Source organism: Dactylosporangium sp. NPDC000521 (assembly GCF_042898305.1).
Taxonomy (GTDB): Bacteria; Actinomycetota; Actinomycetes; order Mycobacteriales; family Micromonosporaceae; genus Dactylosporangium.
Genome location: NZ_JBIAYW010000022.1, coordinates 62,247 through 84,467 on the forward strand (window position 1 = coordinate 62,247; position 22,221 = coordinate 84,467).

The 22,221-nt window shown below is 68.5% G+C and carries 20 protein-coding genes and 5 pseudogenes; 8 read left to right on the top strand and 17 right to left on the bottom strand.

Going from position 1 to position 22,221, the window contains the following annotated elements:
• Positions 1–281 precede the first annotated feature (281 nt).
• The gene (locus tag ACFY3L_RS43990) at positions 282–1,238 is read right to left on the bottom strand and encodes a hypothetical protein (RefSeq protein WP_389339016.1); all 957 of its coding nucleotides are present in this window, start codon (positions 1,236–1,238) and stop codon (positions 282–284) included.
• Positions 1,239–1,321: 83 nt separating this feature from the next.
• Positions 1,322–1,897, bottom strand: a complete 576-nt coding sequence (locus ACFY3L_RS43995; RefSeq protein ID WP_389339018.1) for a hypothetical protein — start codon at positions 1,895–1,897, stop codon at positions 1,322–1,324.
• Positions 1,898–1,937: 40 nt separating this feature from the next.
• On the opposite strand from ACFY3L_RS43995, the gene ACFY3L_RS44000 reads away from it, so the two are divergent.
• A complete protein-coding gene (locus tag ACFY3L_RS44000; RefSeq protein WP_389339020.1) occupies positions 1,938–2,612 on the top strand; it encodes an amidohydrolase family protein in 675 nt (224 codons plus the stop codon).
• A 645-nt stretch (positions 2,613–3,257) separates the two neighbouring features.
• The gene (locus tag ACFY3L_RS44005; protein ID WP_389339021.1) at positions 3,258–3,743 is read left to right on the top strand and encodes a hypothetical protein; all 486 of its coding nucleotides are present in this window, start codon (positions 3,258–3,260) and stop codon (positions 3,741–3,743) included.
• Positions 3,744–3,900: 157 nt separating this feature from the next.
• Here the strand turns inward: ACFY3L_RS44005 and ACFY3L_RS44010 are convergent.
• Positions 3,901–3,990: pseudogene (locus ACFY3L_RS44010) on the bottom strand (IS5/IS1182 family transposase); the annotation flags it as partial.
• 424 nt (positions 3,991–4,414) lie between these two features.
• Complete coding sequence (locus tag ACFY3L_RS44015; protein WP_389339022.1) at positions 4,415–4,810, bottom strand: hypothetical protein; 396 nt, start codon at positions 4,808–4,810, stop codon at positions 4,415–4,417.
• 194 nt (positions 4,811–5,004) lie between these two features.
• Between ACFY3L_RS44015 and ACFY3L_RS44020 the strand changes: the two are divergent.
• Positions 5,005–5,227 (top strand): annotated as a pseudogene (locus ACFY3L_RS44020) (transposase); the annotation flags it as partial.
• A gap of 239 nt (positions 5,228–5,466) precedes the next feature.
• Positions 5,467–5,553 (top strand): annotated as a pseudogene (locus ACFY3L_RS44025) (integrase); the annotation flags it as partial.
• Positions 5,554–5,667: 114 nt separating this feature from the next.
• Here the strand turns inward: ACFY3L_RS44025 and ACFY3L_RS44030 are convergent.
• The 4 genes and pseudogenes from ACFY3L_RS44030 to ACFY3L_RS44045 form a co-directional block, all read right to left on the bottom strand.
• Positions 5,668–6,264 carry a DUF305 domain-containing protein gene (locus tag ACFY3L_RS44030; RefSeq protein ID WP_389339023.1) on the bottom strand — a complete coding sequence of 199 codons (597 nt, stop codon included), beginning with the start codon at positions 6,262–6,264 and terminating at the stop codon, positions 5,668–5,670.
• Between the two features lie 90 nt (positions 6,265–6,354).
• Positions 6,355–7,056, bottom strand: coding sequence for a lytic polysaccharide monooxygenase (locus ACFY3L_RS44035; RefSeq protein ID WP_389339024.1), 702 nt, complete (start codon positions 7,054–7,056; stop codon positions 6,355–6,357).
• Between the two features lie 786 nt (positions 7,057–7,842).
• Positions 7,843–8,643 (bottom strand): hypothetical protein, encoded by an 801-nt coding sequence (locus ACFY3L_RS44040; RefSeq protein ID WP_389339159.1) that lies wholly within the window; start codon positions 8,641–8,643, stop codon positions 7,843–7,845.
• A gap of 331 nt (positions 8,644–8,974) precedes the next feature.
• Positions 8,975–9,157, bottom strand: a pseudogene (locus ACFY3L_RS44045) (hypothetical protein); the annotation flags it as partial.
• 23 nt (positions 9,158–9,180) lie between these two features.
• Between ACFY3L_RS44045 and ACFY3L_RS44050 the strand changes: the two are divergent.
• The 3 genes and pseudogenes from ACFY3L_RS44050 to ACFY3L_RS44060 all read left to right on the top strand — a co-directional run.
• Positions 9,181–9,705, top strand: a complete 525-nt coding sequence (locus tag ACFY3L_RS44050; protein ID WP_389339026.1) for a hypothetical protein — start codon at positions 9,181–9,183, stop codon at positions 9,703–9,705.
• Between the two features lie 687 nt (positions 9,706–10,392).
• Positions 10,393–11,859, top strand: coding sequence for a fibronectin type III domain-containing protein (locus tag ACFY3L_RS44055; protein ID WP_389339028.1), 1,467 nt, complete (start codon positions 10,393–10,395; stop codon positions 11,857–11,859).
• Between the two features lie 173 nt (positions 11,860–12,032).
• Positions 12,033–12,598, top strand: a pseudogene (locus ACFY3L_RS44060) (IS6 family transposase); the annotation flags it as partial.
• Positions 12,599–12,838: 240 nt separating this feature from the next.
• Here the strand turns inward: ACFY3L_RS44060 and ACFY3L_RS44065 are convergent.
• The 5 genes from ACFY3L_RS44065 to ACFY3L_RS44085 all read right to left on the bottom strand — a co-directional run bounded on the left by ACFY3L_RS44065 (position 12,839) and on the right by ACFY3L_RS44085 (position 17,960).
• Positions 12,839–13,561 (bottom strand): SDR family oxidoreductase, encoded by a 723-nt coding sequence (locus ACFY3L_RS44065; protein WP_360563122.1) that lies wholly within the window; start codon positions 13,559–13,561, stop codon positions 12,839–12,841.
• 185 nt (positions 13,562–13,746) lie between these two features.
• A complete protein-coding gene (locus ACFY3L_RS44070; RefSeq protein ID WP_389339030.1) occupies positions 13,747–14,913 on the bottom strand; it encodes an ABC transporter ATP-binding protein in 1,167 nt (388 codons plus the stop codon).
• 2 nt (positions 14,914–14,915) lie between these two features.
• The gene (locus tag ACFY3L_RS44075; protein WP_389339032.1) at positions 14,916–15,749 is read right to left on the bottom strand and encodes a carbohydrate ABC transporter permease; all 834 of its coding nucleotides are present in this window, start codon (positions 15,747–15,749) and stop codon (positions 14,916–14,918) included.
• Entirely contained in the window at positions 15,746–16,627 is an 882-nt protein-coding gene (locus ACFY3L_RS44080; RefSeq protein ID WP_389339034.1) for a carbohydrate ABC transporter permease, read from the bottom strand. Before ACFY3L_RS44080 ends, ACFY3L_RS44075 begins: the two co-directional genes overlap by 4 nt.
• A 70-nt stretch (positions 16,628–16,697) precedes the next feature.
• Positions 16,698–17,960, bottom strand: a complete 1,263-nt coding sequence (locus ACFY3L_RS44085; RefSeq protein WP_360563127.1) for an extracellular solute-binding protein — start codon at positions 17,958–17,960, stop codon at positions 16,698–16,700.
• Positions 17,961–18,170: 210 nt separating this feature from the next.
• On the opposite strand from ACFY3L_RS44085, the gene ACFY3L_RS44090 reads away from it, so the two are divergent.
• Entirely contained in the window at positions 18,171–18,983 is an 813-nt protein-coding gene (locus ACFY3L_RS44090; RefSeq protein WP_389339036.1) for an IclR family transcriptional regulator, read from the top strand.
• A 17-nt stretch (positions 18,984–19,000) separates the two neighbouring features.
• Here ACFY3L_RS44090 and ACFY3L_RS44095 read toward each other — a convergent pair whose 3' ends face one another.
• Genes ACFY3L_RS44095 through ACFY3L_RS44110 form a run of 4 tightly spaced genes read right to left on the bottom strand, consistent with a single transcriptional unit; the run spans position 19,001 to position 22,214 of the window.
• On the bottom strand, positions 19,001–19,381 hold the full coding sequence (locus ACFY3L_RS44095; protein WP_360563130.1) for a Rid family detoxifying hydrolase: 381 nt from the start codon (positions 19,379–19,381) through the stop codon (positions 19,001–19,003).
• Positions 19,382–19,424: 43 nt separating this feature from the next.
• The gene (locus tag ACFY3L_RS44100) at positions 19,425–20,237 is read right to left on the bottom strand and encodes an IclR family transcriptional regulator (RefSeq protein WP_360563132.1); all 813 of its coding nucleotides are present in this window, start codon (positions 20,235–20,237) and stop codon (positions 19,425–19,427) included.
• On the bottom strand, positions 20,221–21,057 hold the full coding sequence (locus ACFY3L_RS44105) for a hypothetical protein (RefSeq protein WP_389339039.1): 837 nt from the start codon (positions 21,055–21,057) through the stop codon (positions 20,221–20,223). Before ACFY3L_RS44105 ends, ACFY3L_RS44100 begins: the two co-directional genes overlap by 17 nt.
• Complete coding sequence (locus ACFY3L_RS44110; RefSeq protein ID WP_360563135.1) at positions 21,054–22,214, bottom strand: aminotransferase class V-fold PLP-dependent enzyme; 1,161 nt, start codon at positions 22,212–22,214, stop codon at positions 21,054–21,056. Before ACFY3L_RS44110 ends, ACFY3L_RS44105 begins: the two co-directional genes overlap by 4 nt.
• Between the last annotated feature and the right edge of the window lie 7 nt (positions 22,215–22,221).

Sequence of the window (22,221 nt, forward strand, 5' to 3'; positions counted from 1 at the left end):
CGTCGAGGCCTGGGACCCCGAACCCGGCGACGCGGGCCCATCGGCCGAACTGTCCCGCTCCGCCGACCTCGATTTCCCCGCGCGGCCAGCCCTGCATCGACAAGGCAGGCAGCGTGTTGGACGGCTCGGCGCCGACAGGCCGGGCGACCCCGGCATCTACCACGTTCGCGTCACCGGCCGGCGAACTGTGGGGAGCAATACCTGTTCCGGTTCTGGCGGATCGCCGACTCACCACTGGACCCCGGCGACGAGGAGCAGTCCGGCGAGGTGCCTGTCGCCGATCAGCTGACCCACGCGGTGGTGCAGCGGCTGGAGGGGCTTCTGCGCCGCATGCGGCTGTCGATTCCGCCGAATGCGTCGATGCTGGTGAGGCAGGCGAACCGCCGCGGGCCGCTGAAGGAATACGCGAACGCGGTCAGGACATTCGGGTCGCGCGGGGTGTGCTGGACCACGCGAGCCGGCTCGCCGGCGGTGAACGCGAGCGAGTCGGTCCCCTCATCGGTCTCCCTGATCGCGAAGCCGGAGCGGCCGTCGGAGTTCATCACGGCCATGCGGATGGTGCCGTCGCTGGTCCTCGCGCGGAACAGCACCCGCCCGGCCCGCAGGTCGTCGCCCGCCGCGCGGGTGTCCAATGCGTGCACGGCGATCCCGGTGAGTGCCGGATCGGTCACGGCGTAGCCGAGCGTCCGGTTGTCACCGGCCCACACGATCTCTCCGATGAGCGGGCCGCCCGATGCGCTCCAGGTCCTTCTGTCTCCCGTTGTCAGCTGGTGTACGACCAGCGAAATCCCTTCGCCCGAGCACGGCCTCGCCGCGTAGCCGAGCTGCCGGCGGTCCGGGCTGATGGCCACCCCGGCGATCTCGGCGGGCACCGGCCCCCCGGCGATCGGCGTCAGCCCTCGCACCTGCCCGTCGGCGGAGAGCCGGAACCGGAAGAGCAGCGACCCGCACCGGTCGACCTGCTCCGCGACGACCACGACCATCCGGTCCGGCCCAGCGGTGACCTCCACCGCCTCGCCAGCACCCGGCGGCCGCTCCGCCAGACCGGTCAGCACCTGACCGGTGGGGTCGAACCTGAACACCTGCACCCAGTGCGCCGGCTCGGTCTGCGGCCATCGCGCCTCGACAGCGACCTGGTAACCGACCGTGGTCGACCGCGGATCCTCGTACCGAACCCCGAAGGCGACGAGGCCGAGTACCAGCAGCGACCATGCCCACCGCCGCGATCCCTGCCCCACCCCTCAATCATCTGCGCCGACCGGCCGGCCCACCAGCGGTTCGCCATTATCAGCCCGGCCGCTGAGCACCGGCGGGTGATCGGCTACGGTCGCTCGCATGGGAACCTGACAACTATGATCCGGTAAGAAGTAGCCGCCCGCTGGTGCCGGGCGACCGGCCAGCCGCGCGTCACAGTGAGTGACGCGACCCGTTTCAGCTCGTACCGCGTCACAGGGCGATCAGGCGGTAGGCCAGCGCGGCGTCGACGATCTCTTCTGCGGTCGCGTCCTGCAGCTCGGGCGAGGGGTGGAAGATGAGTCCGCTCGCGCCTGGCATCACGGTGTTTGTGCTCGAACGCCTCGATGTGCCAGTCGTCGGTCGGGTCGGCGAGGATGCGCCGCACGATTTCGACCAGATCGTCTCGGGTGACGTTGGGCAGTCGGACTTGCGGCGGCGCGCACGCCCGCTCGATCAACTCTTCCCGGTCGGGCGCCCCGCAGTGGTAGCGGAAGTCGTCGAATCCGAAGCTGTGACCGGTCGTCTCGTTGAGTATCGCAAGCGCGGCGGTGGCGTCGATGCCGCGGTCGACGAGCTCCTCGATCCGCAGGATTGCCTCTGTGATCGCAACCCGCTGCTCGGGCGTGACCGTCCGGCGTACCAGCGCGTCGCGCAATTCCACGCCATGGACCCCTACCGGCACCTGAAGTGGGCCGAGCTGGGTGCGACCAACATCTGTTCCGACCCGGACAGGGACAAGCGGCCTGCGATCGGTTGTACGGACAACCGATCGCAGGCGCAGGCTGACCCGCTACCTGCCCCACCAAGCGCCGCCCAGACTCCTTGCCGACCCGGCCTTCCGCACAGGCTTCCGCCACCTAGCCCAACGTGGACTCAGCTTCGACGCAGCACTGTTCCACCACCAGCTGCCCGACCTCGCCGACCTGGCCGACGCCTTCCCCAACGCCAGCATCGTCCTCAACCACTGCGGCCTGCCGGCCACCCTGGACGCCGCAGCCGCCGGCAGCGCCGCCGTGTTCAACGACTGGCGCCAAGCGCTCCGTGAGGTCGCCAGGCGCCCCAACATCATCTGCAAGATCAGCGGGTTCGGGCTGCCGTTCTATGGCTTCGGCTTCGACACCCGCACCGACACCGTCGGCCACCGCGAACTCGCCGCCGCGTGGACCCCATACGTCGAAACCGCCATCGAGGTCTTCGGCGCCGGCCGTTGCATGATGGCCAGTGACTACCCCGCCGACAGCCAGTCCAGCGGCTTCGTGCCGCTGTGGAACGCCCTCAAATTCATCGTCCGCTCCGCCACGGCCGAGGAGAAGGCCGCGCTCTTCCACGACACCGCTCAGCGGGTGTACCGGATCGGCAAGACCCGTCAGCACTAACCGAACTCCGTGACATACCACCGCAAGACCAGCGCCGGAGCCGTACTGCTTCGACCTGCAGCGGAAAGTCAGCTCGAAGCCGCTCCATTACGCTGGACGAACTCGTCAACTACAGATCCGTGCATTCCGCCTGGAAACTGGGTATAAAGGACAGGCCACCTAGGTGGGATTCTCTGATTTTGGGTGTCGCGGACCGACCAATCGTTCGAGGGGATGGCGTGTCGGGCTCACGCCGGTCGGACCGGCGGACGCCTGGTCGCTGGCGCCGGATCCTTGCCGACCGCGGCTCGCCCGGCAAGGCCGGCCCCGCCAAGCTCCTGAGGGGGCAAATCGGTCTAGGGCTGGGCTTGCCGTTCAGCGCCGATCGGTCGGATCGGGCCGGCGCCAGCCTCAGCCGTCACGGCCGAGCGAAGGCGACTCGAACGGCGACTACCCCGCCCTTCTCCACGAGGTACGCCTATGGTCCGAACGGTCGACCCACCCTAGGTTCCCACAGCTGCCAACGAACTGGCTCGATCGACGCGATTCATCCTCCCGATCTCGCGCTTGCCCGTACGAATTCGTCATCTACGAATCCATACCCCCCGCCAGGAGACGTGGTTCGATGCGAGATGTCGGGAGCACCTGTTCGCTAGGTTCTGTCTCGTGGATCTTTGGCTGTCGGCGATGGCGTGCGGCCTAGCGACAGGGGTGCGTGATCTGGTGCCGCCGCTCGGTGAAGACTGGCTCCGAAAGTTGTCGACTTTTCGGGAGTGCGCCATGTCATCCCTGTTCAGCGGACCGATACTTGGTGTTCGAATGCGTCTTTCGCCCAGCACCGGGGCGCAGCCGGTCTATGCCGAGATCGTGGTCGACATCGAGCCGCTCGAGGGCGGGACAACCGAGTTCGAGTTCGTCAGCCTGGCTCACCCGCTTCGTGCTGAATTTGCTGCCGCAGTCGAGTCCGGCCTTCGGGATGAACTGGACAGCCAGGTGGCCATCAGAGGCTTGTCGTCCGTATTTGAGGGCGCAGGAGTCCGGGTCACGCTCACCACCGCCCGTTCGCACGACGTCGATTCGAGCGTGTCAGCCTTTCTGACAGTGGCGCGCTTGGCCGTTCGAGCTGCCATCGAACGCCGACGACGGAGCTGAGCTTCGCTGCTCGCGGCCATCGGGTACGGCGCGTAGCCAGTCCAACGTCTCGACGAGGTCGAGGGCGGCCTGGTAGTGGCTGGCCGGCTTGTCGAAGCGGGTGGCCAGGCCGCGCCAGTGTCTGCGCCGGTTGAACCCACGCTCGACCTGGTTACGTAGTGATCCGGGTGGCAAGCGACCGCCCGCGCCCATCGGACAGAGTGTGAATCTTCGTGGTCAACCCGCCACGGGAACGTCCGACACCTTGCCGTGCTCGCGACTGCTCCCGGTCGAGTGCCCCTGGGCGTCTTCGTATCCCCTGGGGGCTGAAGTGGCATAGGAGGGCACTTCAGACAGGCGCTCCCGCCTCCCCTCAGACTGGCCCCTGCGCCGGCTGCGCGTGCTTCGTAGTGCGGGGTACCGGTGCCAGGTGCGAAACGATGGGGGCACCCCGTGCGGTGAGCCCGCCGACGAGGTAGACCACACCGTGCCCAACGATGACCACGACTACCCCAAACCTCCACGGGCGCGTTGCCGTGCTTGTCCGCGAGATACAGGACGGTTTTGAGATGCGCTCGATAGCGCAGGTAGCGCCAGAAGCCGAGCGAGCCAAACACTGCCGCCGTCAGGACGAGAGCGTCCTTCAACTTCGCTCCTGTCACCGGATTTGCCGGCAATGTGCGCGCGCCGTGTCATTCTCGTTGGCGGATGTGCTCCCGCCAGGCAAGGCCAATTTGCTTAACTGCTTCACGCGCAATCAGACTTCCGCCGCCACTCACGAGCGCCGTTATGGTCAGGTTCATCAGATAGGCCGTGATAATAAACTCCGCCACTACCCCCGGTGCGTCGCCCTTGAACATAGCTGCCCGCGCGTCCCATTCGTCGACGAAGTCTCTTGGTGCACCTTGGTCTCTCAACGACCGAGAGAATTCATACCACGCGTCCATGGGCGTAATCGAGCTAATCGAGCTGTAGTCAATTCCCATCCGGGAAAGCAATCCATAGAAATAGACCGGATCGGCCCCGGATTCCACGACTTCGCCAGCCCACACCGCGATCTCATCGTCGCTTGGCAGCTCAATACCCACGCACGTCATTGTGCAGGCCGCACTCAAACAGACCTAGCCTCCGAAGGGAGGTTTCGCCATGGCCCGTGGCACCATGCACCCACAGAAGCCCGAGGGTCAGCGTCGCCGCCGCATCGACCCGACGCACGGCGAGATCGTCCTTCCCGACGAAGGTTCTGTCTCGCGGATCATGGAATTGGTTCGTTGTAAATGGCGTGGCGCGAGGCGATCTGAGTAATGACGAGTGGGCCCGTGCTGGCACCGTTGTTGCCGGCGCAGCCTGTTCGTGGTGGCCGGTGGCGGGATCACCGGCAGGTGATCAATGCGATCTGCTGGGTGAAACGGACCGGGTCGCCGTGGCGTGACCTGCCGGAACGGTACGGACCGCGGAAGACGCCGTATCAGCGGTTCCGGCGCTGGGCCGCTGACAGTACCTGGGCGATGCTCAAGCAACGGGTCGTCGCTTGGCTGAACCGGTGGCAGGCCACCGGACTTCGACCGCGCCGCCTGCCGCCGCCGCAACCAGGTCGAACGCGGCGGGAGGACGTGGACAGCAGGGCCAGGTTCCTGGTTCGTGACCGGGACTGCAAGTTCACGCAGGCCTTCGACGCCGTGCTGACCGATGTCGGCCTGAAGGCCATCAAGAGCGGTGTCCGGATCCCCGGATGAACTCCATCATGGAACGCTGGATCCAGACCTGCCGACGCGAACTGCTGGACCGCACCCTCATCTGGGACCAACGCCATCTGCTCCACGCCCTGCGCGAGTTCGAGTCGTTCTATAACGAGCACCGGCCGCACCGGGCCCTCGATCAAACCGCTCCGCTACGCCCATTAGTCGGCACCTACAAGAGCAGCCGCCCGCCGAGTAACGTGCGGTCACGAGCCGAGATACCCACGCAACAAACTGATCTCACCATTGCGGGACAGCTTGACCTTGTTCGCAAACTCCTTCGCCGCCTCATTGACCCCGCCAGAGGTCTCCATCGACGCGAGCTGGATGGCGTCGTCCTGATTGGCGATCAGCAGGTTGATGAACTTGCGCTCGAACTCGGCGTCCGGGGTGTCCCTCAGTGCGTTGATCTCGGCCTCGGTCCTCTCCGGAACGACTCCGCCATGGCCGGCGTGCGCGGCGTGCGCGCTGGGATCCGCAGTCGCCGGCTGCTTCCACTTACGTAACCAGCCGGACATCATCTCAATCTCCTCGTTCTGGGTCGCCTCGATCGCGATGGCCATCGTCTTGACCTCCGCCCGTACCGGTCGGTCTTTCGCCAACCGTGCGATCTCCACCCCTCGCCTGTTGTGCGGCACCATCATCTGCGCGAACATCACGTCAATGGAGTTGAAATCCTCACCCGTCGCGGCGCTGGCCGAACCCGCGGGAGCGGAGCTAGGGGCGTCAGGCTTCGTGCCGCATCCGGTGACCAGCGCGGCACACGCGACGACAAGGACCACGCCGATTCGCACAAATTTCATAGCAGTCCATGTTTTCTCAGAGATGAGGCCTGAACGGCGAGACCGCGCCGAGCGCGCTCGGCGCGGTCTCCGTCCATGCGACAGGCATGACTAGACTCGTTGCCAGAGCGTTGCAGTGGCCGGCCCCGGCTCCCAGCCGGGCAGTGAGGTGTGGTTCAGCACGCACCGGTAGCTCAGGCCGTTGTAGGTCACCACGTTACCGACCACGTAGTTCGTGTACGGCGCCCAGGTGCCGCTCGGTGGCGGCTGAGTTGTCGGCGTGGGCGTCGGCGTCGGCGTCGGCGGCTGAGTTGTCGGCGGCGGCGTCGTCGGAGGGTTGGTGCCGCCGCCGACGTTCACGTCGACGCACTGGTAGAACGCGTTGATTGTGTCGTAGACGTTCCAGCGGGAGAGGATCAGGTGACGGCCACTCGGCAACCCGGTCAAGGTGTGCGCGAGGTCAACCGGCGGCGCCGCCCCGTTCATGTTGAACGTCGCGAACAGGCGGCCGTCGACGAAGTACTCGTAGGTCGACGTCCGGTGCAGCGCGGTGCCGTGCCAGTTGAACGTCGCGGTGCTACCGATGTTGTAGACCTTCCATCCCTTGTTGGGATCGTCAAGAGCCGTGTATTGGCTGTTGCCGCCGCTACACAGCATGGAGCCCTTCGGGGCCTCCGCGCCCTGCGGGGTGTACTTGGGCCCCACGCCGCAAAAGCTCTCCACGGCGAGCCTGCACTGCTCGGAACGGCTGCCCGGGCTGTTGATCCAGGCATGGGCGCTGGCCGAGTTGGTCGGCATGATGGCCACCAGCATCGGCCCGAGGAAGAGGCCCGCTCCTACTGCGGCCATCCTTCGTCGTAGCTTCATGGCGTTCCTTCCACGGGGACAACGGGATCCAGATTGGCGGGACGAGCCCTCCCCTACATCAGCTCATCTCGATCTGATAAGAATGTTAACAGTAAAAAGTTAACATTGACCCCTTGCGATATCAAGCACCGCCGCGTTCGAGGGTCTGCTCGGGCGCCGTTGCGTTGCGGGATCGGTGGACGTGGTTCACCCGTGCCGGGTCCGCGGTCAGATCGCTTGGGCGAGTTCGGTGAACGCAACGGCGACCCTCGGCGCGACGCTCACCCTCCTCGGCCGCCGCGACGAGGCCCTCGAAATGCATCGCCGCCGCACTATGCGAGGGCAAGGTCGCCATCCGTGCCCGCGACGCGGCATTGTCCGTCCACAATGGACTCCATTGTGGACGCCGCCTGGTGGCTCGTCGACCAGGCGGCCTACGCTCCGGAGGAGCCGCCTCGGGCGCTGTCCGAGGCCACCTGGCGGGCCGCCGACGAGGCCCGCCGCTTCACCCGTTCGGCGATGCCCCCGATTCGCACGGTGGCGACCTGGCTCCACCGCTCAGGGCCTGCAGATCACTACCACGCTGTCCTGGTGTGCGCTGGAATGTTGATGCCTTCGGCCAGGCGGGAGGAACTTGGAGGGAAGTTCTTGGGTCTGATGGTTTGCCTGGATGAGAACGGGTCTCGGGCTTCGGGCTGCGAATGAAGATCGACTCGTGCCCGAAGCCCGAGCTACCGGAGGAAGGCGGGTGGGTCAGCTCGGTTCGGGGACGCGTAGCTTGATGCAGTGCTTGGGCGGGTTCAGGCCCCGAGGGGACCAGGTGCAGGCGGTGCCCCACGCCGTTCCGGTGACGTACGTGTCCGGCAGGTCGTCGATGATGTTGTACTGGGAGCACATGGACAGGGTCGACGCCGGGGCGGCATTGAGGATGGTGCCTGAACCGCAGGTGGGCTGGAGGAGCGTCAGCCAGGACCAGATCCAGCGTTGCCCGGACGGGAAGTCGTCAACCCCGAAGTAGTCGAAGTTGACGTCACCGATGGTGATCCACGCGCCCCAGTCCTCGCCCGAGTAGCCGTCGTAGTACTTCCAGTGCGCGCCGTTGCCCTCCGTGCGGATGAACTCGTCGGTGTACGACGAGGGTACGTCGATGACATTGCAGTTGGTCTTGTTGTTGTGGGCCGTGGAGTCGCGGCACAACACGGCCGTCACGGCGTTGGTCGAGCTCGGCAGCCCGGTGACCTGCACCGTGGTGCCGCTGCCGCAGGCCCAGTGCTCGGTCGTGGCGGCCCCGGTCCACTTGACGTAGGCACACTTGCCGTCGGCCACGGTGTCAGTGATGTTCAGGACGAAGGCGCGCACACCGAGCGAGTCCCATCCGTTCGCGACCAGCTTCGCCCCCGGCACATCCAGTGTCACCTGGATGCTGGTGCCACGGGTGTACTTCCAGGAGCCCGACCACCCGGTACCGGACGGAATCGCGAACGCGGCCTGGGGTCCGATGACCACTGCAGCCGCGGCGGTGAGTGCGACGACGATCACACGAATCAACTTCATAGCCGGCGAGTCTGCGCACCGACGGGGTTGCATGCCCGTGACTGTCATTGTTGCGACGGCGGTCCGCGCCCGGCCTCTCCGCCACCCACACGCCGAGGGCGGCGAGGTCGATGGTCAGCCTCAGCCGGTGGCGGACGGCAGCCCAGTCGACCGCCCAGTCGGCGAGTTCCCGCTTGGCCGCCGCCGTCCCCCGCGTAGCCGCAGACGGCGCCCCCGGAAAATGCACCAGCCGGGCGCACCGCTGGTGCGCCGTGACCGTGAGGTCGCGGACCGCCTGACCGTTGGCGGCGGGATCGCGGGTGATGGGGCTCTGCGCGGCGATGGCAGGCACTGCTGCCTGCGGGTTGCCACCTGGCTCAGATCGACGAACCAGGCGCCGTCGGGACGATCCCGCGCGACCCACCGCATGGGTCGTCAACCGGGTCTTGCCGACCCCGCCGGGCCCGGTGACCGTCACCAGACGGTGGTCCTTCAGGCGGACGTGCAACGCGGCGGTCTCGCGGTCACGACCCACGAACAGGTTGGCCGGGCTGGGCCATGCGTGGCGACGCTTCGGACGCGCTGCCTGGTGGCGACCGCGACAAGGACATCGAGATCTTGTCGTTGCGTCACCAACTCGCGGTGTTGCAGCGCCAACTCGACGGGCAGCGGGTCCGGTTCGAGCCGGTCGATCGGGCGTGGCTGGCCGCGCTGCTGCACCCGCTGCCGAGGCCGACCCTGCGGCGCCTGCGGCTGCTGGTCCGGCCCGACACGGTCCTCAAGTGGCACCGTGACCTCATCGCGCGCCGCCACGCCGCTCTGTCGCGGCACCGGCGGCGCGGCCGGCCCGCGGCACGCAACCTGGTGATGGATCTCGAAGACGCCGGCTGCAACGTCAAGTACCTGATCCGGGACCGGGACGGCAAGTATCCAGGCATGTTCGACGCGATCCTGGCCGACGCCGCCATCAAGGTCGTGCTCAGCGGTATCCAGGTACCCCGCATGAACGCGATCATGGAGCGCTGGGTGCGGACCTGCCGCCGCGAGTTGCTGGACCGAACATTGATCGAGCACGCCGCCTGAGCTGCCCGGATGGCATTCTCGGCACATACAGGGTCCGATCGCGTCCCGGGCTCCCAGAGGACCGGGGTCCCGGCCGATCCGGGACACAGGTGGGGACGACGGAAGGGGCGCGCGGCCCTGCCACCCGGGTCGCGGTTCCCCGGAAGCTCTACGGCATACCCGGACAGCGCGGAGCTGGCCGTACTACATAGAGATCAAGGAACCCTGCGATGACCATTCGCACCGAACCCATTCCCGCCCGGACCGACCTGCAGGGCGACCGCCGAACCGTCCCCAGCGTCACCGCCGCACGCGCCTGCACCCGGGGGCGGTGACCACACTCGACCTGGCCGCCACTCCAGGTGCAGGGCGAGCGTGCTCCTAGCGCCGTCCAAGTGGCGAGCCGCCTGTCCTGGGACCGGGATGAAGACGGCCGCCGGGGCAGCGGCTTGCGCGGTTCGGGCCACGCTGACGCCAACGCCTTGCCGCCAGTCCGCCGCGTCACCCGGTACTTGGCCTCGATCGCCCGGCCCGACAGACCCGCGCGGGCGTCCGACGGATCGCCGCGTAGAGATTGATCTTCGTAACTCGCGACCACGGACTTCACCCGTCCGAGGTGCGCGGTCAGCACTGACGACCAAGTGGTGTCGCTACTGCTGACGAACGAAGCCACACCCCCGATGCACCGCGACATGAGGAGAACACATCATGCGTAGTCCTATGCGGCGTGCCCTTTCGCTCGCCGTCGCAGCCCTGGCCGGCGTGGGCGCGCTCACGTTGCCGGCACCCGCGTACGCGGATCCTGGCGAGCAGGACCCGCACGGCGCACTCGACACCGTTACCCGCACCGGCCACACGGTCCGGGTGCACGGCGTCGCGCACGACCCGGACGCCGCTGCCGCGATCACCGTGGCGATCGCTGTGGACGGTCAGGTCGTCACCTACGCGGGCACCGACGTCACCGGCGCGTTCGACACGACGATCGCCTCGTCGTTCGCCCCCGGCGAGCACAACGTCTGCGCCGAGGCGTACAACCAGGGCGCCGGCGCGGACGGGTGGCTCGGCTGCCTCGGCTACAGCGTGCCCGAGGCGGTCGGTACACCGCAGGTCAGCCTGCGCGCGGTCAGCGCCACCGAGGTCGTCGTCGCGTGGACCCCGGCCGACGCCAACGCGTCCAGCTTCCGCATCGACCGTACCTTCGACGGCAGCTGGAGCACCGTGGCCACGCTCGGCTGGGATGCCCGCCGCTGGACCGAGAGCGGCCTCACCCCGGGCACCGCGGTCTGCGTGAACGTCATCGCGGTCAACGACTTCTCCGAGCGGGGTGCCGCGGTCTGCGGCACTTCCCTCAAGCCGGCGCTGCCGATCGTGCCGTACACGCAGGTGGAGACCGTGGCGGTCACCGAGACGACCGCGACGATCCGGTGGACCGACTCGTCCATCGCGACCGGGTACGTGGTGGACGCGCACGAGGCGAACCGGGATGAGGTCGTGAGTACGTTCGTGGAGCGCGTGGGTCCCGGACCGTACGAGGTCACGCTCACCGGCCTGCGCCCGGGCGGGTTCTACCGGCTGCACGTGCGGCCGACCCACCCGGAGCACGAGACCACCTCGGGCATGTACCCGTTCGACGGGTACGCACACCCGCCGCAGTACCCCGAGATCGTCAGCCTGGCGGTGGCCCCCTCCGCCAACGTCGGCTGCACCGTGGGCCGCCAGCTCGTGGCGCAGGCCCAGCACGCCGAGCGGATCGAGATCCGGCGCGGTGACGTCGTAGTCGCGTCGGCCCGCTGGAACGGCTGGAGCCCCAGGGCGGTGTACGACCTGCCCTTCGGCGACACGGCGACGTACACGGCGGTCGCTATCAACGAACTCGGCACCCAGGTCACCCAGGAGATCACGGTCGGCCGGGACACGCGGGCCCCGCTTGTCAAGGAGCTCAACGTCACCAACACCCACCAGCACTCGGTGGACATCTACCTGTACAGCAATGAGGACAACGACCTGTTGTACCTGGGCTGGGTCTACGCCGGGAAGACCGCGGCCATCACCATTCCGCAGGGCGTCGTCGGCATCGTCGTCGCCAAGGAGTACTCATCTGCCGAGATCGTGTACACGATGGGCTACGCCGTGATGGGTCACTGCGGCGGACCGACCACCCCGATCACGATCTGATCCCGGCCCGGCCGGGTCGTCAGTGGGCGTATCTGCCGCACGATCTGCCGTCGAAGTCGGCGACGTACTACTACTACTACTACTACTACTACTACTACTACGGCTCTGTTGCGTTGACGGTGGGCATGATCGAGGCTTGAGCGATGAAGGTCGCTGCCCACCAACGCCCGATGATGCCGCCGGGGTCAGCGTTCGCCGGGTTCCGATTTCCGCCCGAGGTGATCGTGGTCGCGGTCCGCTGGTATCTGCGGTTCGGCCTGTCCTACCGTGACGTTGAGCAGCTGCTGCTCGAGCGCGGTGTCGAGGTCGACCACGTGACGGTGTTCCGGTGGTGCAGCGGTTCACACCGCTGCTGGCCGACGCAGCCAGGTTCTGCCGGCATTCACCAGGAGACAGGTGGTTTGTCGACGAGACCTACGTCAGGATCAACGGCGTATGGCGGCACGTGTACCGGGCCGTCGACCAGTACGGCCAGGTCATCGACGTACTCTTCTCAGCCCGCCGCGACGCTGCCGCAGCCCGCCGGTTCTTCCGCCGAGCGTTGGCCACGTTGAAGGTGACACCGAGCGAGGTGCTCACCGACGCGGCACCGGTGTACCTGGCCGTGCTCGATGAGCTGGTCCCGTCGGCGTGGCACCACGTTGAACGCTATGCCAACAACCCGATCGAGGCCGATCACAGCCAGTTCAAACACCGGCTCAGACCAATGCGCGGCATGCGCACCGACCGCACCGCACGGCCGACGCCATCGGCGACCGGGTACGCAACTGGGCCGATTCGGACGTCGGCCAGACCGGCGCCGGCCGGGTGCGTTTCGTCGCCTCCTGGGCCGGGTCCTGGGCGGCCGCCTCGGCCTGACCTTCACCAGCGGTACGGGCGCCGCGGCGTGCGGATGCAGCTTGCCGGCGGGTCGTAGAAGGCCAGCGCCGGCAGCGCACGGGGAGACCTCGCCCGCCCCATGGACGAGCGTCTTTGTGGCTCAACGTCCCAACACCGTTCCTCCGTTGACTCCCACCAGTTGCCCGGTGATGAACGATGCCTCGGGCGAGGCCAGGAAGCCCACGACGGACGCCACGTCCTCGGGTGTACCGGCGCGTCCGACCAGGGTGCGGTCGACCCTGGCCTGGTGGAACTGCGGGGTCATCCGTTCGCCGAAGAACTCGGTGTCCGACACGTACCCGGGTAACACCAGGTTGGCGGTGGCCCCGGCGGGCCCCAGTTCCGCGGCGAGCCAGAAGATCCACGCGTGCAAAGCCGCCTTTGCCGCACCGTACGAGCCGCTGTAGCCGCTGCCGAGTTGGGCGCCGATCGAGCCGATGCCGATCACCCGGCCCTGCTCGGCCAGCTTTGGCCGCAGTGCGGCCACCAGCAGCACGGCGGTCAGCACGTTCTGGTCGAAGTCGGCACGCCACTCTCGGGCGATTGCGTCCAGTTCGGACGGCACCGCCGCGCCCGTGCCCCCGGCGCCTGCCACAACCACGTGCACCCGGTCCACCGCGCGGGCCACCTGCGCGGCACCGTCCGCCGTGCTCAGGTCGGCGGCGACCCAGGTCGCCGTGGGGCCAAGCGTCTCCGCCGCGGCGCGGAGCGTCGGTTCGCGCCGGCCCACCAGCACCACCCGGTCGCCGCTCCCGACGAACGTCGCGGCGACCGCCCGGCCGATGCCGGTGCCGCCGCCTGCCACCACCACAGTACGGCTCATCGAGTCCTCCCGAGGAGACCCCCGGCTTTCGCCGCGGAGAGGAATTGGGACACCCCGCGCAGCGGGGCAGGTTCGTGTCGCCTGTCATGGTCGAGGCGCGGGAAAGAGCACCTCGTCGTCGGCCGGAGCCGGAACGTCGAGATCGGCGACGACGAGTTCGAGCGGCCCGGCGTAGCGCGGTGCCTTCATGCGACACGCACATCCTTCCGCGCGCCGATGCGCGCACCGCTGTGACTGTCGAACCAGCAGGCGCCGCTCAGGTCGAGCAGTACCCGGCATTCGTCGTCGACGACGAGGCCGGCGTCACCCGGTACCTTCGCGTAGTGCAGGTCGCGCACAGCGGCCGCGCCGAACACCTCGCTGTTGGCGGCCAGCCCGAGCCGGAAGCCGACCACGGTCTCGGCGCCCAGCCGTTCCACCACCGCCACCCGGGCCGGCAGGCCGGGGCCCGTCGCGGCGACCCGCACCTTCTCCGCCCGCACGCCCAGCAGGGCCGTCCCGTCGGGTACCCCGTCGGCGGGCAGGGTCGTTCCGCCGTCGATCGTGGCCTGTCCGCCCTGGACCGTGACCGGCAAGAGGTTCATCGCCGGCGAACCGATGAACCGGGCCACGAAGGTGTTCGCCGGCTCGTCGTAGATCTCCTGCGGGGTCCCGCTCTGCTGCACGACGCCGTCGTTGAGCAGGATGATGCGGGTGCCCATGGTCATCGCCTCGACCTGGTCGTGCGTCACATAGACGAAGCTCGCTCCCACTCGCCGGTGCAGCGCCGTGATCTCGGTGCGCATCTGTGCCCGCAGCTTGGCGTCCAGGTTGGACAGCGGCTCGTCCAGCAAGTAGATCGAGGGCTCCCGAACCAGAGCCCGGGCCAGTGCGACCCGCTGCCGCTGCCCGCCGGACAGCGTGCGCGGCCGGCGGTCGAGGTAGGGCGTGAGTTCCATGGTCGCGGCGATGTCCTCGATTCTCGTGGTGATCGCGGGGTCGCGCATCGCCCGCCAGCGCGCCACCATGCCGACGACCGGGATGTGCTGCCACCAGCGGAAGCGGCTCATCAACAGCGGGAAGGCGATGTTGGCCCGCACCGTCTTGTGTGGGTAGAGGGCGTAGGACTGGAAGACGAACGCGACGTCGCGCTGCTTGGGTTCCAGGTCGTTGACCCGTTGGCCGTCGAAGAGCAGATCACCGCCGGTGATGTCGATGAGCCCGGCGATCATGCGCAGCATGGTGGACTTTCCACACCCGGACGGGCCGAGCAGCACCAGGAACTCCCGGTCCGGGATCTCCGTGGAGAACTCGTGGATGACCGGCGTGTCGCCGTAGGACTTCCGGATGCCCCGGAACGCGATGGCTGGCATGCCTACCCCTTCACCGAACCGGAGGTGAGACCACTCACGATCCGGCGCTGGACCAGTAGGAAGAAGACGATGGCGGGCACGGTGAACACCAGCGCGGCGGAGAACACCGTCGACAACGGGGTGATGAACTCGCCGATGAACGACGACAGGCCCTTGCTGGCCGGCCATTTCGCCGAGTCGCGGATGAACGTCGAGGCGAACAGGTACTCGTTCCAGCCGTCGAAGAACGTGATGACGGCGGCCGCGGCCACCGACGGTGCCACCAGCGGCAGCGTGACCTGGGAGAAGATGACGAACCGGGGCGCGCCGTCGACCCGGGCCGCCTCCTCGATCTCGTAGGGGACGCCGTCCACGGCCGACTTGATGATCCACGCGGCGACCGGCATGGCGAAGGCCGTGTTGGCCAGCACCAGGCCGAACAGCCCGTTGATCAGGCCCAGCGACACGAACAGCGTGTAGAGCGGCACGATCAACAGCGCCTCGGGCAGCATCTGGGTGGCGAACAGCGCGAAGCCGATGAGACCTCGGCCGTGGAAGCGGCGGTACCGCGACAGCCCGTAACCGGCCAGCACGGCGAGCGCCAGGCTGAAGAACGTCGTGCCGGACGCCACGATCGCGCTGTTCGTGAGCCAGCGCAGCAGCGGTACCCCACTGTCGAAGACGTCGAAGATGGCGGTGATCCGGTCGACCCGCGGCCACAGGCTCTGCCCGTTGAACAGTTCCTCGCGGGTGGCGAGGGCGGTGTTGAGCATCCAGTACACCGGGAAGCCGGCGACGACGATCAGCACGACGACCGCGAGCCATCGCCCGGGACCCGCTCCGGTCAGCCGCTTCACTGTGCCTCCCGCCGCGCCGAGCGCCGATCGACGACGAAGTAGACGACGGTGACGACGAGGGACAGGCACAGACCGAGCATCCCCAGCGCGGACGCTCGGCCGAGGTCGGAGTTGGCGAACGCCTCCCGGTAGACGTTGATGACGAGCGTGTTGGTGGCGTCGACCGGTCCGCCGCCGGTGAGCAGGTAGATGATCTCGAACCGGCGCAGCGACCAGATCGTCATGAGCAGCGCGAGGATGCGCAGGGTCGGCGCGATGTGCGGCAGGACGATCTCCTTGACCGCGGTGAACCGGTCAGCGCCGTCGACCCGGGCCGATTCACGCACCTCGGCGGGCACCGACTGCAGGGCGGCGAGGACGACGAGCATGATGAACGGGAACACCTTCCAGACGCTGACCGCGGTCACGGACAGCAGGCCGAGGTCGGGGTCGATGAGCCAACCCTGCTCACCGATGCCGAGGACGGCGAGGCCGCGGTTGGCGACCCCGTCTCCGACGTTGAAGATCCAGGTGAAGACGAGCACGACGGCGATCGACGGCACCGCCCACGGCATCGTGAGGATGGCCCGCACGACAGCCCGGCCGCGGAATCCGTCGTTGATCGCGAACGCGGCGACCGTGCCGAGCAGCAGCGACCCGGCGACCGTGCAGGCGGTGTAGAGGATCGTGGTGAGCACCGACGACGCGAACCGGTCGTCGACGAGGAGGTCGCGGTAGTTGTCCAGGCCGACGTACTCGCCGCCGTCGGGGTTGAGCAGCTTGGTGTCGGTAAAGCTGAGCAGCACCCCGCGCAGCAGCGGGGTGGCGGTGAACACCAGCAGATAGACTGCCGCGCCGCCGACGAACAGGTACGGCGCGAGCCGCGATCGGGTGCTCATGGCCCTCCTTCGGGGGGATCGTGCGCGGTAGGTGCCGCTTGGCCCAGCACCTACCGCGCCGGCGGTGGGGTCAGCCCCCGACCGCCGCCTTGGCCTCCTGGGCCGCCTTGGCGAGGGCCTCCTCGGGCGGGACGTTCTGCAGCAGCACCTTCTCGATCCACTGCAGGACGATGTGGCGGATCTGCGGGGTCTTGGCCTCGAACCCGTCCACCACGGCGTCGTGCGAGAACGGCGCGTTCGCCCGGTAGGCGGTGACCCACGGGTTGGCCTTCACGTACGTTTCGGGGACGGTCGTGTCGACGGCCACGGTCGAGGCGTTGCCGATGACCTCGGAGAGCTTCTGCTGCGGCTGCGGCTGGACCAGCCAGCGCAGGAAGTCCTTGGCCAGCTCCTTGTTCTTGGAGTGCTTGTTGACGACGAAGTAGATGCCGACCTGGCTGGTGTTCTTGCCGGGGAACGGCAGCTTCGAGGACATGATGGAGGTGCCCGGCACCTTCTCGCTGATCATCGCGGTCGGCGCGCCGGTCGCGTCGATGAGCATGGCCAGCTTGCCCTCCTTGAACTTCGTGCGGAAGGTCGACGCGTCGTCACCCACGGCGAAGGCGCCGGAGTCGTAGACGGCCTTGTATGCCTTGAGCGCGGCGATGTTCTCCGGGCGGTCGATGGTGAGGGTCTTGCCGTCGGACCAGCCGCCGCCGAAGCCCTGCGGCCAGTTGTTGAAGTCGATCCACCACGGGTTCTCCTCGGCGATGCGGTGGCGCACCGCGAAGCCGGTGATGCCCGTCTTCTCCTTGATGGTTTTCGCCGCTGTGACGAGTTCCTCGGGCGTGGTCGGTGGCTGGACGCCGGCCTGGGCCAGGATGTCCTTGTTCCACAGCAACGCGTAGGGCGCGATCTGGGCGGTGACGGCGAGCTGCTTGCCCCGCCACTTGCCGCCCTCGTTGGTGACGTTGAGCTTCGCGTCGGCGCCGAAGACGCCGTCGAGCGGTTCGAGGACGCCTGCCTCGGCGAGCTCGGGCAGGAACGTGTCGGCGACGGCGAACACGTCGGGGCCGCCGCCCGCGGCGATCTGCGTCTTGATGGTGGTCTCGTAGTCGGCCCGGGTGATTTCCTGCTTGGTCAGCGTCGCCTTGGGGTTCTGCTGCTGGTAGCCCTGGAAGGTCTCCCACATCTTGGCGCCGTAGCTCGGTGCGAGCAGGTCCCAGTGGGTGATCTCGAGGGTTCCGCCGTCCTGGGCGGACTTGGTGGGTTCGTCGGTGTCGCCGCATGCGGCCGTCAGGCTCAGTGAAGCCACGACAGCGGCCGCCAGAAGTGCGGATCGGTATCTCAACATTCCAGTCCACCTCGTGTGGCAGTCGGTGTGTCGGAGGGACGCGGGACTTGGTCCACGACTGTAGACGCGGTGATCGGATATGGGAATACTCGTTCAGATATCTGAATCTGCTGCCTATTATCACAGCTCATCACCGGTGGATTGCCTACGATCGGACGCGTGTGGCACCCTGCTCGGGACTCAACTCACGGACACAGATGGACGGAAACCATGGCGCCGACACCCCGATCTCAGGACGCCGCAGACGCCGCGACGCCGGCCGGCTCGATCAAGTCGGCCGAGCGGGTTCTGCAGATCCTGGACCTGGTCGCGCGGCACAGCGACGGGATCGACGCCAGCGGCATCCGCACCGCCCTGAAGCTCCCCCGCAGCAGCCTGCACGGGCTGCTGCGGGTGCTCTCGGACCACGGCTACCTGTTCGTGGACCCGGACTCCCGGGTCTACCGGGTCGGGCTGCACGCCTGGGAGGTCGGGCAGGCGTACTCACACAACCAGAACATCACCGTCCTCGTTGGACCCGAGATGCGCGCGCTGCGCGACGAGCTCAACGAGACGGTGCAGCTGGCCGTCCTGGACGGCCTCGACAACGTCTATCTGGCCAAGGAGGAGTCCGACCATCCGCTGCGCCTGGTCTCCGGCGTCGGCCTGCGGCTGCCCGCCCACACCACGGCGCTGGGCAAGGTGCTGCTGGCCGGCCTGCCCGCGGGCGAGCTGCGCCGCCGGCTGATCGGGGTCACGTTGCAGCGGTTCACCAAGAGCACTGTCGGCGACAAGGCCGAGCTGCTGCGCCGGCTCGCGGCCGTGCGGACCAACGGTTTCGCCGAGGACGACGGCGAATACACCGTCGGGCTCTACTGCGTCGCCGTGCCGGTGCGCAGCGAGTCGGGGGCGGTCGTCGCCGCCGTGAGCTGTTCCACCCCCTCGGCCCGCGCGGGCGCCGCCGGCGACCGCGCCCAGCGATACCTGCCGGCGCTGCGAGCCTGCGCAGGCCGGCTCGCCCCGTTGATGGCCCCGCTGTCCTGAGCGCCGCGGGCGTGGCGTCAGCCGCCGGCTGCCGCCACGCAGTCGATCTCGACGAGCATGCCTGCGGCCAACGTCGACCCCACCGTCGTGCGCACCGGGTGCGGCTCGGACATCAGCCGGCCATACGCCCGGTCGAAGGCGGCGAAGTCGGCCAGGTCCGCCAGGTGCACGGTGACCTTCACGACCCGGCTGAGTGAGCTTCCGCCGGCCCGTAGCACCTCGTCGAGATTGCGCAGGACCTGGACGGTCTGCTCGCCGACGTCACGGCCGACGAGCTCCCCAGTGGCCGGGTCGACCGGTCCCATCCCGGCAGTGAAGAGCAGCCCGTTGACGAGCAGCCCCTGCGAGTACGCCCCGGCCGGGGCCGGGGCCCGGTCGGTCCGGATCTGCTGCACCATGTCTCCAACTTCCGGTTGAGTGTCTGATGTGGACGAACACTGGTCACTGGCCACCGCCTCGCCAGCCGAGGTCACGGGACATCGCGTCGCAGTGGCGGGTCAGCGTGTTCACCAGGTGGTCACGGTGCGCCGGTCCCTCACCGAGCCGGACGCGGGGGATGGAGCAGCTCATCGCGGCCACCACCCGCCCGGTGCCGTCCCTGACCGGTACGGCGACGCAGAAGACCCCAGGGGTGTACTCGCCGTCGTCCTCGCCGAAGCCGCGCTCACGGATCTCCTGGACCCGCTCGAACAGCTGCTGCGACGTGGCAATGGTGTGCTGAGTGAACTTGCGCATGCTCACGCCCTCGAGGCGTGCCTTCAGGTCCGCCGGATCAAGGTAGGCCAGCAGTACCTTGCCGAGGCCGGTGGCGTAGGCGGGCAGCCGCATCCCGACCCGGGACACCAGCCGCAGCGGATGGTCGGCCTCGACCTTGGCGATGTAGACGTTGTCGATGCCGTCGAGCACGGCGAGCTGCACGGTTTCGTTGAGCTTGTCGCGGGCCGCCCGCAGGTGCGGTTCGGCCCGGCGGGCGAGACTGTCCAGGTAGGCGAAGCTTTGCGCGGTCTCCCAGACCCGCACCCCGATCCGGTAGCGCCGCCGCTCCTCATCCAGATAGATCCAGCCACGGCCCACCAACGTGCCCAGCAGCGCGTGCAGGCTGCTCTTGGGAAAGCCCAGGTCCTGGCTGATCTGCGGGAACGTCGCGCCGGAGGGGTGCGCCGCCAGGTACTCCATGAGATCCAGAACCCGCTCGGCAGACTTGACACCGGTCGTGGACTGGACGTTCGGCGGGGGGTTACGGGTGGCGGTCATGACGCTGGCCTCCTTGCGTGCTGGGGTGTGACCGGCTGTCCCGACCAGGTTCGATCGGGAAGCGCGCCGCGTTGCCCGGGTCGTGCAACGCCACCACCTCATCACACACGCGTCGATACTGTTTGATGGCCCGGCGGCACGCGGCGGCGTCCTCGGCGATGCCGATCGGGAGTTCCTCGGCGATGTTGCGGTCGAAGAACGCCGTCTCCAGCAGGCCGACCACGCCGTCGGCACAGCGGACCCGGACGCCGGCCGACCCGGGGTGGTGGCCGCCGGTCGTCTCGAACTCCAGCCCGGGCGCCACGGTGACCGGCCCGTCGGTCAGCACGAGCCGCCCGGCGACCGCCAGGTCCCGCAGCAACGACCAGGTGCCGCTCGTGAAGTAGAACTCGGTCGGTGGGTGTCCCGGCGGCGCGCACAACATCTCCCGTACCCCGGCGTACGAGGCGTAGATCGTGGCCCGCGGGAGCAGGTTCGGCAGGAGACCGCCGGTGTGGTACGTGATCGTCTGGGTGAGCAGGACGAAGTCGACGTCCTCGCCGCGGACCCCGAGCGCGTCGAGGGCCTCCGGCAGCAGCCGCACGTCGTGGAACGCGCATCGCGGGTCGAGGGCCTGATTGGCCGTCTCCAGCGCCGCCCGGTCGGCGTCGCCGATCGGCAGGCCGGTGTCGATCAGCCCGGTCCGCTCGCCGTCGGTGACCAACCAGACGTAGAACCACAGGTCGTAGAAGTCGTGGTCGTTGCGGCCGAAGAACGCCGCCGAGCCCACGATCGGCATGCGGGCCACCGGCGCCGCCGCCAGCCGCCACGGGCTCGTCATTGGTCGAGCACCTCGACCAGTCGCTTCGCAAGCGCGGCACCGTCGCCGGGCCGCAGTCCCATCGGGTTGACGACGAGCACGCCCTGCCAGGCGCGGTCCTCGCCGACGTGGATGCGAGGCGTGCCCCGGTCCAGCTCCCGCACAACGTCATCGGCGTCGCGACCGGACGCGGACAGGTCGATCTCGAGTACCGGCACGTCGAGGTGGTGCTCGTAGCCGTCCCGGACCGCGCACCGGGCGTCGGCCTCCAGCACGGCCCGGATGTCGGCCAACTCCTGCGCCCCGTGCCGGTGGTGGGCGTCCGGGTCCCGGACGAACGCCCGCAGGGCGACGAGCAGACCGACGATCTGCTCGCGGCCGACCTTCATGCCCCGGCCGATGCCGTGCCGGCCGCGGACGGGGTCGGCGCCGGTGATCTCCGAGCGCTGCCAGGTGCGGGGCCGGATGTCCATGTCCTGGTGGTGCAGGGCGACGGCGCCGACCAGGTCGGCCCGGCCGCAGAGGATCCCGGCGGTGTGCGGGCCCCGGAAGGCCTTTCCGGCGCTGATCGCGACCAGGTCGGCGCCGCCGTCGAACAGTTCCGCGAGCCTCGCCAGGGGTGGTACGTCCATCGCGGCATCGACGAGCACCGGCACATCGGCGCGGTGGGCCAGTTCCGAGACCTCGGCGATGCCGAGGTGGTCGCCGCCGCGGCCGGGCCGCCACAGCACCAGCGCGGCCCGTTCGTCGAGCTCCCGGACGAGCTCGTCGGGGCGGGTCGAGCCGGGATAGCCGATCTCGACCAGGTCCGCGCCGACGGCGGTCAGCGCGTGGTCGTAGGGGTCCCGGTGGGCCCGCTGGATGATGACCCGGCGGCGGGGCCCGGCGACGTCGGGCAGCACGTCGATCGCCGCCGGGCGGTCGCCGGCGAGGCAGACGGCGGTGGCGAGGCTCAGGGCCGCGGCGGCGCCGCTGGTGACGTAGGCGGCGGGCGCGCCGAGCAGGGCCGCGATCTCGGCGCCGGCGGCCTCCTGGAGCTCGTCCATGCGCACGTTGCGCGCGCCCGCCGCCCGCATCGCCTCCACTACGTCGTCGGACAGCGGCAGGCCGCCCAGCCGGGTGGCCGGCCCGACCGCGTTGATGATGGTCCGTACGCCCAGTTCAGCATAAATGTCCATGTGTCGA

What these genes read in the sequence shown, in the direction of transcription:
- ACFY3L_RS44030 (WP_389339023.1), bottom strand. Translation starts at nt 6,264, where the DNA reads ATGAAATTTGTGCGAATCGGCGTGGTCCTTGTCGTCGCGTGTGCCGCG.
- ACFY3L_RS44035 (WP_389339024.1), bottom strand. Translation starts at nt 7,056, where the DNA reads ATGCTGGTGGCCATCATGCCGACCAACTCGGCCAGCGCCCATGCCTGG.
- ACFY3L_RS44040 (WP_389339159.1), bottom strand. Translation starts at nt 8,643, where the DNA reads ATGAAGTTGATTCGTGTGATCGTCGTCGCACTCACCGCCGCGGCTGCA.
- ACFY3L_RS44050 (WP_389339026.1), top strand. Translation starts at nt 9,181, where the DNA reads ATGCGTGGCGACGCTTCGGACGCGCTGCCTGGTGGCGACCGCGACAAG.
- ACFY3L_RS44055 (WP_389339028.1), top strand. Translation starts at nt 10,393, where the DNA reads ATGCGTAGTCCTATGCGGCGTGCCCTTTCGCTCGCCGTCGCAGCCCTG.
- ACFY3L_RS44065 (WP_360563122.1), bottom strand. Translation starts at nt 13,561, where the DNA reads ATGAGCCGTACTGTGGTGGTGGCAGGCGGCGGCACCGGCATCGGCCGG.
- ACFY3L_RS44070 (WP_389339030.1), bottom strand. Translation starts at nt 14,913, where the DNA reads ATGCCAGCCATCGCGTTCCGGGGCATCCGGAAGTCCTACGGCGACACG.
- ACFY3L_RS44080 (WP_389339034.1), bottom strand. Translation starts at nt 16,627, where the DNA reads ATGAGCACCCGATCGCGGCTCGCGCCGTACCTGTTCGTCGGCGGCGCG.
- ACFY3L_RS44085 (WP_360563127.1), bottom strand. Translation starts at nt 17,960, where the DNA reads ATGTTGAGATACCGATCCGCACTTCTGGCGGCCGCTGTCGTGGCTTCA.
- ACFY3L_RS44090 (WP_389339036.1), top strand. Translation starts at nt 18,171, where the DNA reads ATGGCGCCGACACCCCGATCTCAGGACGCCGCAGACGCCGCGACGCCG.
- ACFY3L_RS44095 (WP_360563130.1), bottom strand. Translation starts at nt 19,381, where the DNA reads ATGGTGCAGCAGATCCGGACCGACCGGGCCCCGGCCCCGGCCGGGGCG.
- ACFY3L_RS44100 (WP_360563132.1), bottom strand. Translation starts at nt 20,237, where the DNA reads ATGACCGCCACCCGTAACCCCCCGCCGAACGTCCAGTCCACGACCGGT.
- ACFY3L_RS44105 (WP_389339039.1), bottom strand. Translation starts at nt 21,057, where the DNA reads ATGACGAGCCCGTGGCGGCTGGCGGCGGCGCCGGTGGCCCGCATGCCG.
- ACFY3L_RS44110 (WP_360563135.1), bottom strand. Translation starts at nt 22,214, where the DNA reads ATGGACATTTATGCTGAACTGGGCGTACGGACCATCATCAACGCGGTC.